Origin of the sequence: Bordetella petrii (genome assembly GCF_000067205.1) — a bacterium.
In the GTDB taxonomy this organism is placed as follows: domain Bacteria; phylum Pseudomonadota; class Gammaproteobacteria; order Burkholderiales; family Burkholderiaceae_B; genus Bordetella_A; species Bordetella_A petrii.
Map to the genome: position 1 here is coordinate 2639688 of NC_010170.1, position 15958 is coordinate 2655645.

A 15958-nucleotide genomic window follows, 5' to 3' on the forward strand; every position below is an offset into this window, starting at 1 on the left:
TGAGCACAGGCCCTAGGCTTCCAGGCTGCGGATGGCGCACATCAGCTTGGCTTCGGCCACGATCTGGCCGTCGACCAGCGCGCGGGCCTGGTACTTGCAGATGGCGCGACTAAGGCGCTCGGCCTGCACTTCCAGGCGCAGTTGGTCGCCCGGCACGACCGGGCGGCGAAAACGCGCCTCGTCGATGCCCACCAGGTAATACGCCGTCTTGGCGCTGTCGCACTTCAGGCCGCCGTCGTCGTCGGTGAACGAGAACAGCGCGGCCGCCTGGGCCATGGCTTCGGTGATGAGCACGCCGGGCATGACGGGATGATGCGGGAAATGGCCTTCGAAGAACGGTTCGTTGATCGACACGTTCTTGATGGCGACAATGGATTTGCCGGGCACGATATCCAGCACGCGATCGACGAGCAACATCGGGTACCGATGCGGCAGCCGCTCCATGATCGCCTTGATGTCGAGTTCCATTTCGTAAAATTTCCTACCGTTTTGAATTATGTTGCCGCCCTGTTGCCATCGAGCGGCGCGGATCAGGCTTTTTCCAGCGCCCGCAGGCGTCGACGCAGCTGCGACAGTTGTTGTAGCACGGCGGCGTTGCGCTGCCATTCGCCGTGTTCGGCGTAAGGGTACACGCCGGTATAGCGGCCCGGCTGCAAAATGTTCGACGTGACCGCGGTGCCGCCCGAGATGTGGACGTCGTCGCCCAGCGTCAGGTGGCCCGACAGCATGGCCGCGCCGCCGATGGTGCAGCGCGACCCGATGACGGTGGAGCCCGCCACGCCCACGCAGGCCGCCATGGCGGTATGGGCGCCCACGCGCACGTTGTGGCCCAGCATGATCTGGTTGTCGAGCTTGACCCCGTCGCCGATGTCGGTGTCTTCGAGCGCGCCGCGGTCGATGGTGGTGTTGGCGCCGATTTCGACGTCGTCACCGATGCGCACTCCGCCCAGCTGGGCGATCTTGCCCCAGGCGCCCTGCCCCAGGGTGGGATCGGGCGCGAAGCCGAAGCCGTCGGCGCCCAGCACCACGCCGCTGTGCAGGATGGCGCGCGCGCCGATGCGCACATTGGCATACAGGGTGACGCGTGCGTGCAGCAGGCAGTCGGGCCCCAGGCTGGAACCTTCGCCGATGACGCAACCCGGCCCCAGCGTGCTGCCGCGGCCAATACTGGCGCCGGCCTCCACCACACAGTGCGGGCCGATGCGCACGTCGTCTTCGATGACGGCATCGGGCGCCACCACCGCCAGCGGGTGCACGCTGGCCGGCAGCCTGGGCCGCCGGGCGGCGTCGAACCACTGCGCCAGGCGCGCGTACAGCAGGTAGGGATGCGGGCACACCACCCGCGCGCAGGCAGGGGCGCTGGGATCGTTGGCCAACGCCTGGGCGGCGTCGGGCGTGACGATGACGGCGGCCGCCCGTGTACCGGCCAGCTGGCTCTGGTAGCGCGGGTTGGTCAGGAAGCTGATTTCTTCCGGCCCGGCCGAAGCCAGGGTGCCAATACCGCGGATCCGGGGCAGCGTGGCGTCTGCAGCGGCTTCGATGCGCCAGTCGAGCCCCTGGGTATTGGCGGACGCCAGCAGTGCATCGAGGGCCGGCGCGCGGACGGGATCCAGGAGGATCGGCATGCGTTCGGCGCCAGCGATTATTTGCCGAGGGCCTGGATCACCTTGTCGGTGATGTCGACGCGCGGGTTGACCGTGACCGCGTCCTGCACGATCAGGTCGTAGTTTTCTTGTTCGGCGATGCGCTTGATGGCCTGGTTGGCCTTGGTGACGATGGCCGAGAATTCTTCGTTGCGGCGACGGTTGAAGTCTTCCTGGAACTCGCGGCGCTTGCGCTGCAGTTCGGTATCCAGGCGCGACAGTTCGCGCTGGCGGTTGGTGCGGTCGGACTCGGACAGCACGGGCGCGTCTTTGTCGAACTTCTCGGCCTGCGCGCGCAGGTTGCTGCTCAGGCGCTGGAGTTCGTCGTCGCGCTTCTTGAATTCGGACTCGATCTTGCTTTGGGCAGTCTTGGCCGGCGCCGACTCGCGCAGGATGCGCTCGGTGTTCACGAAGCCGATCTTGGTGCCTTGCGCATTGGCGGGCAGCGCCACGGCGGAACCCAGGAGCAGCGCACCCGCCAGTGCCAGCGCACCGCGCAGTTTGCCGATGCGCTTGACGCGTGCCGGGCTCGAGGTGTTGAGTGCGAAATCAGACATCATGAAAATCTCACCTTCCAATGAGGTAAAGCAAAGTCATTATTGTGCCACTAAACGGACTGGACGCCGGGATGCGGCGCCCTGCCCATGTGATCAGGCGTAACCATCAGGCGGTTAGAAGCCCGTGCCAATCTGGAACTGGAAACTCTGCCGGTCGTCGCCCGACTTGGCATTGAGGGGACGGGCATACGACAACTGCAGCGGGCCCAGCGGCGATTGCCACGACAGGCCGACGCCCGCCGAATAACGCCAGCCGCAGGGATCGTCGACCTCGTTGCCGGGCTCGCCGGCCGTGCACTTCATGCCGCTGCCGGCCGCCACCTGGCCCGCGTCGGCGAACAGGAACCAGCGCAGCGTGCGGTCTTTCGAGGCGCCCGGGAACGGCAGGTACAGCTGCGCGTTGGCCACGATGCGCCGCGAGCCGCCCAGGTAGTCGCCGGTAAGCGTGTCGCGCGGGCCCAGCGAGGCGCCGTCGTAGCCCCGCACCGTGCCGATGCCGCCTGCGTAGACGTTCTTGATGACCGGGTAGTCCAGGCTGCCGTAGCTGCGCCCGTAGTCGACCATGCCGTTCAGGGCCAGCGTGTAGCTGCGGCCCAGCGGAATGTAGTACTGCTGCTGGGCGGTCAGCAGGTAGTACTTCAGGTCCATGGTGGAGAAGTCGCCCTTCAGGCGCGTATACGAGCCCTTGGTGGGTGCCAGCGCGCTGTCGCGCGTGTCTTTCGACCAGCCGACGTTGAAGATGAGCGCGTTGGTGCTGTCGCCGTACTGGTCGACGAAGTCGCGGTACGCTTGCGGCGAGTTGTCGTACAGGTCGATCTGGTTGCGCTCGAACGTGGCGCCCAGGAATACGCGGTCGTATTCGGAGATGGGCACGCCGAAGTTCATGCCTAGGCCCATGGCCTTGACGCGGTAATCGCCGTCGTTGTTGTCCCAGGGCTCGGTGACGCGGTAGTAGGCCGACGTCGTGCGGCTGATGCCGTCTTTGGTGAAGTACGGATCGGTATGCGACAGCACGGCCGCGCGGTTGGTCTTGCTGGTGTTGAACTGCAGCGTCAGGTTGGTGCCGCTGCCGAACACGTTGTCTTCGCTGATGCCGGCCGACAGGATGGCCTTTTCGGACGAACCGTAGCCCACGCCCAGGTTGATCATGCCGGTGGGCTTTTCCTTGACGTCGACGTTGACGTCGACCTGGTCGGGCGAGCCCGGCACCGGGTCGGTGGACACGTTGACTTCGCTGAAGTAGCCAAGGCGATCGATGCGGTCGCGCGAGATTTTCAGGTCGCCGGAGTCGTACCACGCGGCCTCTTCCTGGCGCATTTCGCGGCGCACGACTTCGTCGCGGGTGCGCGTGTTGCCGCCGATCTGGATGCGGCGCACGTAGACGCGGCGGCTGGGGTCGACGTAGAACGTGACGTCGGCTTCATGCTTGGCGCGGTCGAGCGTGGGGTTGGGATTGACGTTGGCGAACGCGTAGCCCAGCTCGCCCAGGTAGTCGGTGATGGCCTTGGCGGAATCGTTGGCCTGCGCCGCCGAGAAGGTTTCGCCTTCCTTGACCTGCACCAGGTTGTTGATTTCCTTGTCGAGGCCCAGCAGGTTGCCGGCCAGCTTGACGCTGCGCACCTTGTACGGCTCGCCTTCGTGCAGCGTGACCGTGATGTAGATGTCTTTGCGGTCGGGCGAGATGGTGACCTGCGGCGGTTCGACCGAGAATTCCAGGTAGCCCTGGTCGAGGTAGAACGAGCGCAGGCGTTCGATGTCGCCCTCGAGTTTTTCGCGCGAGTACTTGTCGGTGTTGGTGTACCAGGTCAGCCATCCCGGCGTGGTGAGGTCGAACAGGTCGAGCAGCTCGCTTTCCGAGAAGGCCTTGTTGCCCACCACGCTGATCTGGCGGATCTTGGCGACCTCGCCTTCAAAGACGTCGAAACTGACGCCTACGCGGTTACGCGGCAGCGGCGTGACCGTGGCGGTGACTTCGACGCCGTACTTGCCCTTGCCCAGGTACTGTTCCTTGAGCTCGAATTCGGCGCGCTCGAGCATGGACTGGTCGAAGATGCGCCCTTCGCCGAAGCCCACCTGCATCAGCGATTTGGTGATCGCCTTCGAGTCGAATTCGCGCATGCCGTTGAACGTGACCGACGCGATGGTGGGACGTTCTTGCACGACCACCACCACGACATCGTTGTCGGTCTGGATCTTGACGTCGCTGAAGAAGCCCGTGCCGTACAGCCGGCGCACGGCTTCGGTGGCTTCGGCCTCGGTGAATTCTTCGCCGACCTTGACAGGCAGGTAGCCGAACACGGTGCCCGCGTCGGTGCGCTGGATGCCTTCTACGCGGATATCCCGCACGACAAAAGGGTCGAACGCATGAGCCAGAGCCGGCATGAGCAGCGCGGCGAGCAGGCTCGGCATGACGCCCTTTTTGTGATGAAACATCCGAAAAGACATGTCCTTGGCTATCCTAGGTCGAGCAAATGGCGGACGATTTTATTCGATCGCCAGTCAGGTGAACAGACGGGCGAAATCGTTGAACAGCGCCAGTCCCATGAGCCCCGCGAGCAAACCGATGCCGGCGCGCTGGCCGATGTCGATCCAGCGGTCGGGTGGCGGGCTGCCCCGCACAATTTCGACGAGATAGTACAGCAGATGCCCGCCGTCGAGCATCGGAATCGGCAACAGGTTAAGTACGCCCAGGCTGATGCTGATGAGCGCCAGGTAGGCCACGTAGGCGGCAATGCCCAGGCGCGCGGTCTGGCCGGCGTAATCGGCGATGGTGACCGGGCCGCTGATGTTGCGCCAGGAAACCTCGCCGATCACCATGCGTCCCATCATGCGCAGCGACAGCCAGGCCGTATCCCAGGTGCGGGCCGCGGCGCGTCCCATACTCTCGAACAGTCCGTAACGCACCGTCACCATGGGCAGGTCGCCGCCCAATTGCACGCCGATGCGGCCGATGGTGGCGCCCTGGACGGTTTCGGCGCGCGGCACCACGGTCAACGTAACCGGCGTGCCGTCGCGCAGCAGGGTCAGCGCGAGGGGCTGGCCCGCATGGCGCTGGATGAGGTCGACCAACTGGGCCGTGCCCGGTTCGGGGGTGTCGCCGGCGCGGACGATGCGGTCGCCGTTGCGCAGGCCCGCGTGCTCGCCCTCGCCGCCCGGGATGACTTCGCGCACCACCGGCCTGGGCTGGGCCAGGCGCAGCCCGGCATCGGCCAGGGGATCACCCTGGGCCGGATCCATGCGATTGCCGGGTACTTGCAGGGCGCGCTGCTGCGTGGCGCCGCCGGAGGCGCGCACGTCGACGCGGGCCTGGCCGCCGGCCGACAGCACGTCGAGCAGGCGCCAGCGCGCGTCGTTCCAGGATGCCACCTGGCGGCCGTCAATGGCCACGATGCGATCACCGCCCTGGAATCCGGCCTGGGCGGCCGGGGTGCCGGCGGCCGGCGGGGCGATGACGGCGGCGGGCTCTTGCGTGCCGGCCAGGTTCAGGCCGGCATAGAGCAGAACCGCCAGCACCAGATTGAAAATGGGGCCGGCCGCCACGATGGCGATACGCCGCGCCACCGGCTGGGTATTGAACGACTGCGCGGCCACGGCGCGCGACGCGCCGGGCGGCGGGTCGTCCTGCATCTTGACGTAGCCGCCCAGGGGGATGGCCGACAGCGCCCACTCGGTGCCGTGCCTGTCGGTGCGGCGCAGCAGCACCTTGCCGAAGCCCACCGAAAACCGGAGCACGCGCACGCCGCACAGGCGCGCCACCCAGTAGTGCCCCAGTTCGTGGAACGTGATGAGTATGCCCAGGGCAACGATGAAGGCAAGCAGGGTGAAAAGCATGAGTGGATATCTGAGGGCGGGCCGATTCAGGCCAGGCCGAGATTGCCCGCGTAGGCGCGCGTTGCGGCATCGAGGGCCAGGACGTCGGCCAGGCTATCGAGCGTAACAGAAGACTGGCGCTGCTGCCATTCGAGGGCGGCGGCGATCACCCGGGAAATCCACGTATAGCGCAGGCGGCCCGACAGGAAAGCGTCGACCGCGACTTCGTTGGCGGCATTCAGGGCCACGCAGGCGGCCTGCCCGGCGCGCAGGGCGTCGAAGGCCAGTTGCAGGCACGGAAAGCGCCGCAGATCCGGGGTTTCGAATTCGAGCCTGCCCCAGCGGGCGAGATCAAGCGGCCCTACCCCGCTGGCCAGCCGCTCGGGGAACCCGAGGCCATACGAAATAGGCGTGCGCATGTCCGGCTGGCCCAGCTGCGCCAGCACCGAGCCGTCGTCATATTCGACCATCGAATGCACCACGCTTTGCGGGTGGATGAGCACTTCGATGCGCTCGGGCGGCATGGCGAACAGCCAGTGGGCCTCGATGACTTCGAGCCCCTTGTTGAGCATGGTGGCCGAATCGACCGAAATCTTGCGCCCCATGCTCCAGTTGGGATGGGCGCAGGCCTGGTCGGGAGTGACCTCGTGCAGGTCGAGCGGATCGTGCCGGCGGAACGGGCCGCCCGAAGCGGTAAGAATCAGCCGCCGCACGCCCCGGGCTGGCTGTTCCGGCGCGCTGGCCCGCCCTTCGTGGGGCAGGCACTGGAAAATGGCGTTGTGTTCGCTGTCGATGGGCAGCAGTTCGGCGCCATTGGCGCGCACGGCCCGCATGAACAGCGCGCCGGCGGCCACCAGGGCTTCTTTGTTGGCCAGCAGCACGCGCTTGCCGGCCTGCGCCGCCGCCAGCGCGGCCGGCAGCCCGGCAGCCCCGACGATGGCGGCCATGACCGTGTCGCAGGCCGCGTCGGCGGCCGTATCGGCCAGCGCCTGGGCGCCGACGCGGATCTCGGGCGGCGTGCGCCCAGCCGGCCAGGCGGCGAGAAAACGTTGGCGCGCCGCCGCGTCGGGCACCACCACGACCGCCGCGGCGCTGGCCGCGGCCTGTTCGGCCAGGCGCTCGATGCGGCTGTGGGCCGACAGGGCGAATACCGCCAGCTGCTCGGGATGGCGGGCGATGACATCCAAGGTACTTTCGCCGATGGAACCGGTGGAACCCAGGACAGCAACGCGTTGGAAACGACTCAAGACAGGACTCCAGACAACAGCAAGGCAAACGGCGCCACCGGCAGAATGGCGTCGATGCGATCGTAGACCCCGCCATGGCCGGGCAGCAGCGCGCTGGAATCTTTGCGGCCGGCGCGGCGCTTGAGCAGGGATTCGAACAGGTCGCCCACGATGGAAATGGCGCCCAGCAACGCGGCGGCCGGCAGCGCCAGCCACAGGGAGCCCCGCTCGACCAGCGCGTGGCCGAAGCTGCCCGTCCACAGGCTGGACAGCCAGATCCAGGCCACCGCCCCGGCAATGCCGGCCACGGCCCCCGCGACCGTCTTGCCCGGGCTGACCCTGGGAGCCAGTTTACGCTTGCCGAACGCCCGCCCGGCAAAGTAGGCCGAGATGTCGGCTACCCAAACCAGGGCCAACAGCGACACCACGAACCAGCCGCCGCGCGCCATGAACATGAGCGCCAGCACCGACCAGGCCGCCAGGACGGCCGGCACGCTGAACAGCGACCAGCCCAGGCTGGCGGCAGGCGCATCGGAGCGGCCGCGCGCCACGGCCGTGGTGACGGCCAGCAGCCACACCAGGGCCACCGCCGGGGTCAGCCAGCGCACCACGGCTGCGTGCAGCGCGGCGGCGGCGGGTGCGCCCGATAGCCAGGTCCAGGCCAGCCACAGCATGGCCGCCAGCAGCACGGCGGCAACCCCTACGCAAAGCGTGCGCGATGGCGGCTGCGGCACGGTCAGGCGCAGCCATTCCCAGGCGGCGCAGGCGGCTGCGGCGGCCAGCAAGGCCACGAACCACCAGGGATTGCCCGAAGCCAGGGCGGCGGCCAGGACGGCCAGCAGGACGGCGGCGGTAAGGACTCGTTGGCCGAGCATGGTGTCTCCGGTGGCCTGGGGCCTGTTTCACGCTAGCGCGCGGCGTCTTCGCGCAACTGGGCGCTGGTGCGTCCGAAACGGCGCTCGCGGGTGCGGTACCACTCGAACGCGGCATCCAGCTCGGCCGCGCCGAAATCGGGCCAGTATTGGTCGGTGAAGTACAGCTCGGCGTAGGCCAGCTGCCAGATCAGAAAATTGGAAATGCGCTGTTCGCCGCCAGTGCGGATGAACAGGTCGGGCTCGGGAGCCCATGCCATCGACAGATGCTCGGCGAGGTGGGATTCGTCGATGCGCTGGGGGTCGCGCGCCAGTTCGGGGTGCTGGCTGAGCATGGCGCGGGTAGCCTGCAGGATGTCCCAGCGTCCGCCGTAATTGGCGGCCACCGACAGATGCAGGCGATCGTTGGCGGCGGTGCGGACCTGGGCGTCGGCGATAAGCGCCTGCAGGCGCGGCTCGAAGCGCGACATATCGCCCACTACGTGCAGGCGCACGCCCTGCTCGTTGAGTTTGTCGACCTCGCGCTCGAGCGCCTGCACGAACAGGCGCATCAGCAGCGAGACTTCTTCGGGCGGACGCCGCCAGTTCTCGGAGCTGAACGCAAACAGGGTCAGGTAGCGCACGCCACGCCGCCCGCAGGCCTCGACCACGCGCCGCACGGCCTGCACGCCCTTGGCGTGGCCCGCGGTGCGAGGCAAGTGCCGGCGCGTCGCCCAGCGCCCGTTGCCATCCATGATGATGGCCACGTGCTGGGGAACGGCCTGAGTGGCGGGAATCGCCTGGGTGGAGCTGATAGCCATGAGCAGGAAGCGTTGCCCGGTACCTGGCCGTGGTTATACGGTCATGATTTCCGCTTCTTTCTGGGTGATGAGCTTGTCGATCTCGGTGACGTTGCGATCGGTGAGTTTCTGGATGTCGTCTTGCGCGCGGCGCTCGTCGTCTTCGGAAATTTCCTTGTCCTTGACCAGCTTCTTGAGCGATTCGTTGGCTTCGCGGCGCAGGTTGCGCACGGCGATCTTGGCGTCTTCGCCCTCGCCCTTGACCACCTTGGTGAGGTCGCGGCGGCGCTCTTCGGTCAGGGCGGGCATGGGCACGCGGATGCTGTCGCCCAGGCTCATGGGATTCAGGCCCAGGTCGGATTCGCGAATGGCCTTCTCGATGGCGGCGGCCATGGGCTTTTCGTAGGGCTGCACGCTGATGGTGCGCGCATCGACCAGGTTCACGTTGGCAACCTGGCTCACGGGCACCGGCGAACCGTAGTACTCGACCTGGACGTGATCCAGAATGCCGGTATGGGCGCGGCCGGTGCGGATCTTGGACAAGTTGACCTTCAGTGTGTCAAGCGACTTGGCCATCCTGGTTTCGGCGGATTTGCGGATTTCTGCGACGCTCATGAGGATTTCCTTTGCTTAAACGTGTACCAGGGTGCCTTCGTCTTCGCCGCTGACCGCGCGTTTGAGCGCGCCGGACTTGTTGATCGAGAACACCTTGATGGGCAATTTCTGGTCGCGGCAAAGCGCGAACGCGGTGGCATCCATGACTTCGAGCCGGCGCACGATGGCCTCGTCGAAGCTGATGCGCGCATAGCGCGTGGCGGTGGGATCTTTGTTGGGGTCGGCGCTGTAAATGCCATCGACCTTGGTGGCCTTGAGCACGATTTCGGCGCCGATTTCGGCGCCGCGCAGGGCCGCCGCGGTATCGGTGGTGAAGAACGGGTTGCCCGTGCCGGCCGCGAAAATAACGACCTTGCCTTCTTCGAGGTAGCGCAGCGCTTTGGGGCGAATGTACGGTTCGACCACCTGGTCGATGTTCAACGCCGACTGCACGCGGGTGTCGACGTCTTTGTGCTTCAGGGCGTCTTGCAGGGCCAGGGCGTTCATGATGGTGGCCATCATGCCCATGTAGTCGGCCGTGGCGCGATCCATGCCCTGGGCGCCGGGAGCGACGCCGCGGAAAATGTTGCCCCCACCGATGACGATGGCCAGTTCGACGCCCAGCGCCACCACTTCGGCGATTTCATCGGTCATGCGCACGATGGTGCTGCGGTTGATGCCAAAGGCATCTTCGCCCATCAGCGCTTCGCCGGAAAGTTTGAGAAGAACCCGTTTGTATGATCTGCTGCTCATAGGTGATGTCCCAAGGACCGATCCGACGAAAGTGTAAGACAAGAAATAGGGCCGGACTAGATGTTTTCTAGCCGGCCCTGGGTACTACGACCGATCAGGCGCGGCCGGCAGCGGCAGCGGCGACCTCGGCGGCGAAGTCGCTGGTCTTTTTCTCGATGCCCTCGCCCACCACGAACAGCACGAACTTGTTGATCGAGGCGCTCTTTTCCTTGAGCATCTGTTCAACCGTCTGCTTGTCGTTCTTGACGAAGGGCTGCGACAGCAGCGTGACTTCTTTCAGGAACTTCTGCACCGAGCCTTCGACCATCTTGGCCACGATTTCGGCGGGCTTGCCCGATTCGGCGGCCTTCTGTTCGGCCACCGAGCGTTCGGCAGCGATGTCGGCGGCCGGCACGCCGTCGGCGTTCAGGGCGCGGGGCTTGGTGGCGGCGATGTGCATGGCCAGGTCTTTGCCGACTTCTTCGGCGCCGGCATATTCGACCAGCACGCCGATCTTGCCGCCGTGCACATAGCTGGCCAGGGCGTTGGCGGTTTCGATGCGTTCGAAGCGGCGCACCGAGATGTTCTCGCCGATTTTGCCGACCAGGGCGGTACGGGTGGTTTCAACCGTGCCCTCGCCCAGCGGCAGGGCCGACAGCGCCGCCACGTCGGCGGGTTTCTGGGTGGTGACCAGCTCGGCCAGCTTGTTGACGAAAGCGACGAAATCGTCGTTCTTGGCCACGAAGTCGGTTTCGCAGTTGACTTCGATGACGGCGCCCTGCTTCGCGTCGGCCGAGATGTACAGGCCGATCAGGCCTTCGGCGGTGACGCGCGCGGCGGCCTTGCTGGCCTTGTTGCCCAGCTTGACGCGCAGGATTTCTTCGGCGCGGGCCAGATCGCCCTCGGCTTCGGTCAGGGCCTTCTTGCACTCCATCATGGGCGCGTCGGTCTTTTCGCGCAGTTCCTTGACGAGGGCGGCGGTAATTTCAGCCATGATTGCTCCAGTTTCGCTAAGACATGCCCCGGCGGGCCGGGGCACATGAATTGATTCGACAAGACACCCGCTCTGGCGGGCCATGAGACGGGAGCCCGTCTCGAGACTTCCGGCCGGCCCGGACGTCGGACGGGATGCCCGCCGCGCCCGGCCTGCCGGATCGGGCTATCAGCCCTGGTTGTCCTGCACTTCGACGAACTCTTCCGAGCCTTCGCCGGCTTCTTCGACCAGGCCGTTCAGGTTCTGCTCGCGGCCTTCCAGCACGGCGTCGGCGATGCCCTTGGCGTACAGCGCGATGGCCTTGGCCGAGTCGTCGTTGCCCGGAATGACGTAGTCGATGCCGTCGGGCGAGTGGTTGGTGTCGACCACGGCGACGACCGGGATGCCCAGCGTGCGGGCTTCAGCCACGGCGATCTTGTGGTAGCCGACGTCGATGACGAACAGCGCATCGGGCAGGCCGTTCATGTCTTTGATGCCGCCGATGGACTTGTTCAGTTTTTCGAGCTCGCGCTGGAACAGCAGGCCTTCTTTCTTGATCATGCGCTCGGCGCCGCCTTCGGCGACCACGGCTTCCATGTCTTTCAGGCGCTTGACCGAGGTCTTGACCGTCTTGAAGTTGGTCAGCATGCCGCCGAGCCAGCGGGCATCGACGTAGGGCATGCCGCAACGGGCGGCTTCGGCCGCGACCAGTTCACGGGCGGCGCGCTTGGTGCCGACGAACAGGATGTTGCCGCCGCGGGCAGCCAGCTGCTTCACGAACTTGGTGGCGTCCTGGTACTTGGCAACCGTTTGTTCCAGGTTGATGATGTGGATCTTGTTGCGATGGCCGAAAATGTACGGGGCCATCTTGGGATTCCAGTAGCGGGTCTGGTGGCCGAAGTGGACGCCAGCTTCCAGCATTTCACGCATGAGGGACATGAATTTCTCCGAGGGTTGGTTCTTGCGCTACGCCTGTACCGGCCCATGCATGGCACAGTTCGGCACCCTGGGTGGCATAGCACGCGATTTCCTGTCGCCCGCATCGATTTGCTCGATGCCTGGCGCCAGGATGAAAAGCCCGAAAACCGGTGGCCGATCGCTGCGGCAGGGCGGGCATATGAGGCATATAAGCCCACATAACCCCGCACCACCCTCGCACAAATGCGTGGCGCAGCGAATAAACCCAGACGGCCGAGGCGGCCAGGGCCTACAATAAAAGCACCCCCTGGCTTTGCCCCCGGTTTTTAGGCAAGCCTATAATTCTACTATTTTTCCACCCAGTTACTCAAGCCACCTACATGGGCCTCGTTACCAATCCCGCCGACCTGGACAAGATGCGCGCCGCCTGCCAGGACGCCGCGAAGATCCTCGATTTCATCACCCCTTACGTCAAGCCGGGGGTCACCACGGGCGAACTCGACCGCCTGTGCCTGGAATACCTGACCGACGAGTTGAAAGTGAAATCGGCCACGGTCGGCTATGCCCCCCCGGGCTACCCGCCCTTCCCCGGCGCGATCTGCACGTCGGTCAACCACCAGGTCTGCCATGGCATTCCCGGCGACAAGGTGCTGAAAAACGGGGACGCCCTCAATATCGACGTCACCATCATCAAGGACGGCTGGTTCGGCGACACCAGCCGCATGTATCACGTGGGCGAACCGTCGATCCAGTCGCGCCGCCTGGCCGAGATCACGTTCGAGTGCATGTGGAAAGGCATCCAGCAGGTGCGCAACGGCGCCACCCTGGGCGACGTCGGCCATGCCATCCAGAAGCATGCCGAATCCAACGGCTATTCGGTGGTGCGCGAGTTCTGCGGCCACGGCATCGGCCAGCGCTTTCACGAAGACCCGCAGGTGCTGCACTATGGCAAGCCGGGCAGCGGCGTGCGCCTGACCACGGGCATGATCTTCACCATCGAGCCCATGATCAACGCCGGCCGCCGCGAGATCCGCCAGCTGGCCGATGGCTGGACGGTCGTGACGCGCGACCACAGCCTGTCGGCGCAATGGGAGCACACGATCTGCGTCACCGACACGGGCTATGAAGTCCTGACCCTGTCGCCGGGCGTGCGCCAGCCGCCGGCGTTCATTACCGAGCCCCTGACGCTGCCCGCCACCTGATCCGCCAGCACCATGACCACAGCCGCCCCGCCTTCGCTTCCTGACCTGCGCCGGCGGCTGCAAGCCGCGCGCGGCGAGGCCATCGCCCAGTTCCGGCAGCACCGCCGGCCGGACATCCTGTTGTTCGAACTGCGGCGCGTCGTCGACCAGACGCTGCGCGACCTGCTCAAGCTGCACCCCCTGCCCGCCGGCGCCACACTGGCGGCCGTCGGCGGCTACGGCCGCGGCGAACTGTACCCGCATTCCGACGTCGACCTGCTGATCCTGCTGCCGCACGCGCCGTCGCCCGGCGATGCGGGCGCCATCGAGACCCTGGTGGCGGCGCTATGGGACCTGGGTCTGGAGCCCGGCCACAGTGTGCGCACGCTGGCCGACTGCGAGCAGGAAGCGCAGGCCGACATCACCGTCGAGACCGCCTTGCTGGAATCGCGCTGGCTGGCCGGCAGTCGCAGCCTCATGAAGCAATTCGAGGCGGCCATCCAGGCCCAGCTCGATGCCCCGGCGTTTTTCCAGGCCAAGCGCGTCGAGATGCAACAGCGCCACGCGCGCTACCAGGAAACCCCGTATGCGCTGGAGCCCAACTGCAAAGAATCGCCCGGCGGGCTGCGCGATCTGCAGGTGATTCTATGGATGGCGCGCGCCGCCGGCTTCGGCCGCACCTGGCGCGAGGTGGCCCAGGCCGGCCTGCTGACGCCGTCCGAAGCGCGCGACCTGCGGCGCGCCGAGCAGGCCTTCAAGCGCCTGCGCATCGAGCTGCACCTGCTGACCGGCCGGCGCGAAGACCGCGTGCTGTTCGATTTGCAGCCCGGCCTGGCCGAGGTCTACGGCATCCAGGCCACCGCCACCCGGCGCAGCAGCGAGCTGCTGATGCAGCGCTATTATTGGGCCGCGCGCCTGGTGACGCAGCTCAATGCGATTCTGGTGCCCAGCATTGAAGAACGGCTGTTCCCCCGCCCCGACACCGGCGCGCGCGAGATCGACGACGATTTCCGCAACCTGCGCGACCGGCTCGACATCGTGCGCGACGACGGCTTCGAGCGTAACCCTACACTTTTGCTGCGCGCTTTCCTGGTCATGCAGCAACGCGCGGAGCTTACCGGCCTGACGCCGCGCACCCTGCGCGCCATGTGGCACTCGCGCCATCGCATCGACGCGCAGTTCCGGCGCAACCCGGTCAACCGCAAGCTGTTCCTGCAGATTCTGCAGCAGCCGCGCGGCATTGTGCATGAACTGCGGCGCATGACAATGCTGAATATCCTGCCGCGCTATTTGCCGGTATTTCGCCGCATTGTCGGGCAGATGCAGCACGACCTGTTCCATGTGTACACCGTCGACCAGCACACGCTGGCCGTGGTGCGCAACATCCGGCGCTTCACCATGCCGGAACACGCGCAGGAATACCCGCTGGCAAGCCAGCTGATCGCCAACCTCGAACGCCATTGGCTGCTATATGTGGCTGCCCTGTTCCACGACATCGCCAAGGGGCGCGGCGGCGACCATTCCGAGCTGGGCGCGCGCGAAGTGAGGCGTTTCGCGCACGAGCACGGGCTGGAGCCCGATGATGCGGAGCTGGTCGAGTTCCTGGTTCGCCAGCACTTGCTGATGTCGGCCGTGGCGCAGAAGCGCGACTTGTCCGACCCGGAGGTCATCAAGGATTTCGCGGCTACCGTGCGCGACGAACGGCGCCTGACGGCACTGTACCTGCTGACGGTGGCCGACATACGCGGCACCAGCCCCAAGGTTTGGAATGCCTGGAAAGGCAAGCTGCTCGAAGACCTGTACCGCCTGACGCTGGCCGCGCTGGGCGGGTCGCCCGCCGACACGCACACCGTGCTGACCGAACGCAAGGAAGAGGCGGCCCGCCTGACCCGCCTGGCCGGCCTGCGCGACGACGCGCGCGATGCCTTCTGGAACGAGCTGGACGTGGCGTATTTCCTGAGGCACGACGCGTCGGACATCGCCTGGCATACCCGCCACCTTTACTACCAGGTCGCTCCCGACAGCCCGGTGGTGCGGGCCCGCCCCACCGAGCATGGCGAAGGGCTGCAGATCATGGTGTACACCCGCGACGTGCCCGAGCTGGTGGTGGCCATTTGCGCCTATTTCGACGCCAAATCGCTGGGCATCCAGGATGCCCGCATCCATACCACCCGCCATGGCTGGGCGCTGGACAGTTTCATCGTGCTGCTGCCCGAAGGCAGCACCGACCTGCGCGCACAGGCCACGCTGGTCGAACACGAACTGGCGCAGCGCCTGCGCGACCCGCAGGACGCCACTGGCGCGCGCGGGGCCTACGGCGCGCCGGCGCGCCGCCGGCAGTCTCGCATTTCGAAGGTCTTCCCGGTCATGCCGCAAGCCGAACTGCAGCCCGACGAGCGCAGTCAGTCCTGGCGGCTGTCGGTTACCGCCACCGATCGTCCCGGGCTGCTGCATGCGCTGACGCGCGTGTTCGCCAGTCATGGCGTCAGCGTGAGCATGGCCAAGATCATGACGCTGGGCGACCGGGTTGAAGACGTGTTCATTTTGACTGGCTCGGCGCTGGAGCGCCCGCGCACCCAAATGCAGTTCGAACGGGCCGTGCTGGACGCCCTGGCCGGCGACGAGGCGCGGCAACAGGCGGCGTAAACGGCGAATTGCGGGTGCTTCGAGCTG

Annotated in this window: 14 protein-coding genes; 2 read left to right on the top strand and 12 right to left on the bottom strand. The window is 66.3% G+C overall.

Annotated elements, in window-relative coordinates; genetic code table 11:
- Positions 1 to 12: 12 nt before the first annotated feature.
- The 12 genes from fabZ to rpsB form a co-directional block, all read right to left on the bottom strand.
- Positions 13 to 468 carry a 3-hydroxyacyl-ACP dehydratase FabZ gene (gene fabZ, locus BPET_RS12755; RefSeq protein ID WP_012249433.1) on the bottom strand — a complete coding sequence of 152 codons (456 nt, stop codon included), beginning with the start codon at positions 466 to 468 and terminating at the stop codon, positions 13 to 15.
- A gap of 62 nt (positions 469 to 530) precedes the next feature.
- Positions 531 to 1625, bottom strand: a complete 1095-nt coding sequence (gene lpxD / locus BPET_RS12760; protein WP_012249434.1) for a UDP-3-O-(3-hydroxymyristoyl)glucosamine N-acyltransferase — start codon at positions 1623 to 1625, stop codon at positions 531 to 533.
- Between the two features lie 17 nt (positions 1626 to 1642).
- On the bottom strand, positions 1643 to 2203 hold the full coding sequence (locus BPET_RS12765; protein WP_012249435.1) for an OmpH family outer membrane protein: 561 nt from the start codon (positions 2201 to 2203) through the stop codon (positions 1643 to 1645).
- 111 nt (positions 2204 to 2314) lie between these two features.
- Positions 2315 to 4645, bottom strand: coding sequence for an outer membrane protein assembly factor BamA (bamA, locus tag BPET_RS12770; protein ID WP_012249436.1), 2331 nt, complete (start codon positions 4643 to 4645; stop codon positions 2315 to 2317).
- Positions 4646 to 4699: 54 nt separating this feature from the next.
- On the bottom strand, positions 4700 to 6031 hold the full coding sequence (gene rseP / locus BPET_RS12775; protein ID WP_012249437.1) for an RIP metalloprotease RseP: 1332 nt from the start codon (positions 6029 to 6031) through the stop codon (positions 4700 to 4702).
- Positions 6032 to 6057: 26 nt separating this feature from the next.
- Positions 6058 to 7257, bottom strand: a complete 1200-nt coding sequence (locus BPET_RS12780; RefSeq protein ID WP_012249438.1) for a 1-deoxy-D-xylulose-5-phosphate reductoisomerase — start codon at positions 7255 to 7257, stop codon at positions 6058 to 6060.
- Positions 7254 to 8111 (bottom strand): phosphatidate cytidylyltransferase, encoded by an 858-nt coding sequence (locus tag BPET_RS12785; protein WP_012249439.1) that lies wholly within the window; start codon positions 8109 to 8111, stop codon positions 7254 to 7256. Before BPET_RS12785 ends, BPET_RS12780 begins: the two co-directional genes overlap by 4 nt.
- 32 nt (positions 8112 to 8143) lie before the next feature.
- Entirely contained in the window at positions 8144 to 8908 is a 765-nt protein-coding gene (gene uppS, locus BPET_RS12790) for a polyprenyl diphosphate synthase (protein WP_012249440.1), read from the bottom strand.
- A 33-nt stretch (positions 8909 to 8941) separates the two neighbouring features.
- Positions 8942 to 9502, bottom strand: a complete 561-nt coding sequence (frr, locus tag BPET_RS12795) for a ribosome recycling factor (RefSeq protein ID WP_012249441.1) — start codon at positions 9500 to 9502, stop codon at positions 8942 to 8944.
- Positions 9503 to 9517: 15 nt separating this feature from the next.
- On the bottom strand, positions 9518 to 10234 hold the full coding sequence (gene pyrH, locus BPET_RS12800; protein ID WP_012249442.1) for a UMP kinase: 717 nt from the start codon (positions 10232 to 10234) through the stop codon (positions 9518 to 9520).
- A gap of 94 nt (positions 10235 to 10328) precedes the next feature.
- Positions 10329 to 11207: a translation elongation factor Ts gene (gene tsf, locus BPET_RS12805; protein WP_012249443.1), complete on the bottom strand. Its 879-nt coding sequence runs from the start codon at positions 11205 to 11207 to the stop codon at positions 10329 to 10331.
- 168 nt (positions 11208 to 11375) lie between these two features.
- Entirely contained in the window at positions 11376 to 12125 is a 750-nt protein-coding gene (gene rpsB, locus BPET_RS12810; RefSeq protein WP_012249444.1) for a 30S ribosomal protein S2, read from the bottom strand.
- 359 nt (positions 12126 to 12484) lie between these two features.
- Between rpsB and map the strand changes: the two genes are divergently transcribed.
- Together map and BPET_RS12820 are read left to right on the top strand one after the other, a co-directional pair.
- The gene (gene map / locus BPET_RS12815) at positions 12485 to 13306 is read left to right on the top strand and encodes a type I methionyl aminopeptidase (RefSeq protein WP_012249445.1); all 822 of its coding nucleotides are present in this window, start codon (positions 12485 to 12487) and stop codon (positions 13304 to 13306) included.
- 12 nt (positions 13307 to 13318) lie between these two features.
- Positions 13319 to 15931 (top strand): [protein-PII] uridylyltransferase, encoded by a 2613-nt coding sequence (locus BPET_RS12820; RefSeq protein ID WP_012249446.1) that lies wholly within the window; start codon positions 13319 to 13321, stop codon positions 15929 to 15931.
- The last annotated feature ends 27 nt before the right edge of the window (positions 15932 to 15958 follow it).

Excerpts from the sequence above, each read along its gene's own strand:
- fabZ (WP_012249433.1), bottom strand. The coding sequence starts at position 468 with ATGGAACTCGACATCAAGGCGATCATGGAGCGGCTGCCGCATCGGTAC.
- lpxD (WP_012249434.1), bottom strand. The coding sequence starts at position 1,625 with ATGCCGATCCTCCTGGATCCCGTCCGCGCGCCGGCCCTCGATGCACTG.
- BPET_RS12765 (WP_012249435.1), bottom strand. The coding sequence starts at position 2,203 with ATGATGTCTGATTTCGCACTCAACACCTCGAGCCCGGCACGCGTCAAG.
- bamA (WP_012249436.1), bottom strand. The coding sequence starts at position 4,645 with ATGTCTTTTCGGATGTTTCATCACAAAAAGGGCGTCATGCCGAGCCTG.
- rseP (WP_012249437.1), bottom strand. The coding sequence starts at position 6,031 with ATGCTTTTCACCCTGCTTGCCTTCATCGTTGCCCTGGGCATACTCATC.
- BPET_RS12785 (WP_012249439.1), bottom strand. The coding sequence starts at position 8,111 with ATGCTCGGCCAACGAGTCCTTACCGCCGCCGTCCTGCTGGCCGTCCTG.
- uppS (WP_012249440.1), bottom strand. The coding sequence starts at position 8,908 with ATGGCTATCAGCTCCACCCAGGCGATTCCCGCCACTCAGGCCGTTCCC.
- frr (WP_012249441.1), bottom strand. The coding sequence starts at position 9,502 with ATGAGCGTCGCAGAAATCCGCAAATCCGCCGAAACCAGGATGGCCAAG.
- pyrH (WP_012249442.1), bottom strand. The coding sequence starts at position 10,234 with ATGAGCAGCAGATCATACAAACGGGTTCTTCTCAAACTTTCCGGCGAA.
- tsf (WP_012249443.1), bottom strand. The coding sequence starts at position 11,207 with ATGGCTGAAATTACCGCCGCCCTCGTCAAGGAACTGCGCGAAAAGACC.
- rpsB (WP_012249444.1), bottom strand. The coding sequence starts at position 12,125 with ATGTCCCTCATGCGTGAAATGCTGGAAGCTGGCGTCCACTTCGGCCAC.
- map (WP_012249445.1), top strand. The coding sequence starts at position 12,485 with ATGGGCCTCGTTACCAATCCCGCCGACCTGGACAAGATGCGCGCCGCC.
- BPET_RS12820 (WP_012249446.1), top strand. The coding sequence starts at position 13,319 with ATGACCACAGCCGCCCCGCCTTCGCTTCCTGACCTGCGCCGGCGGCTG.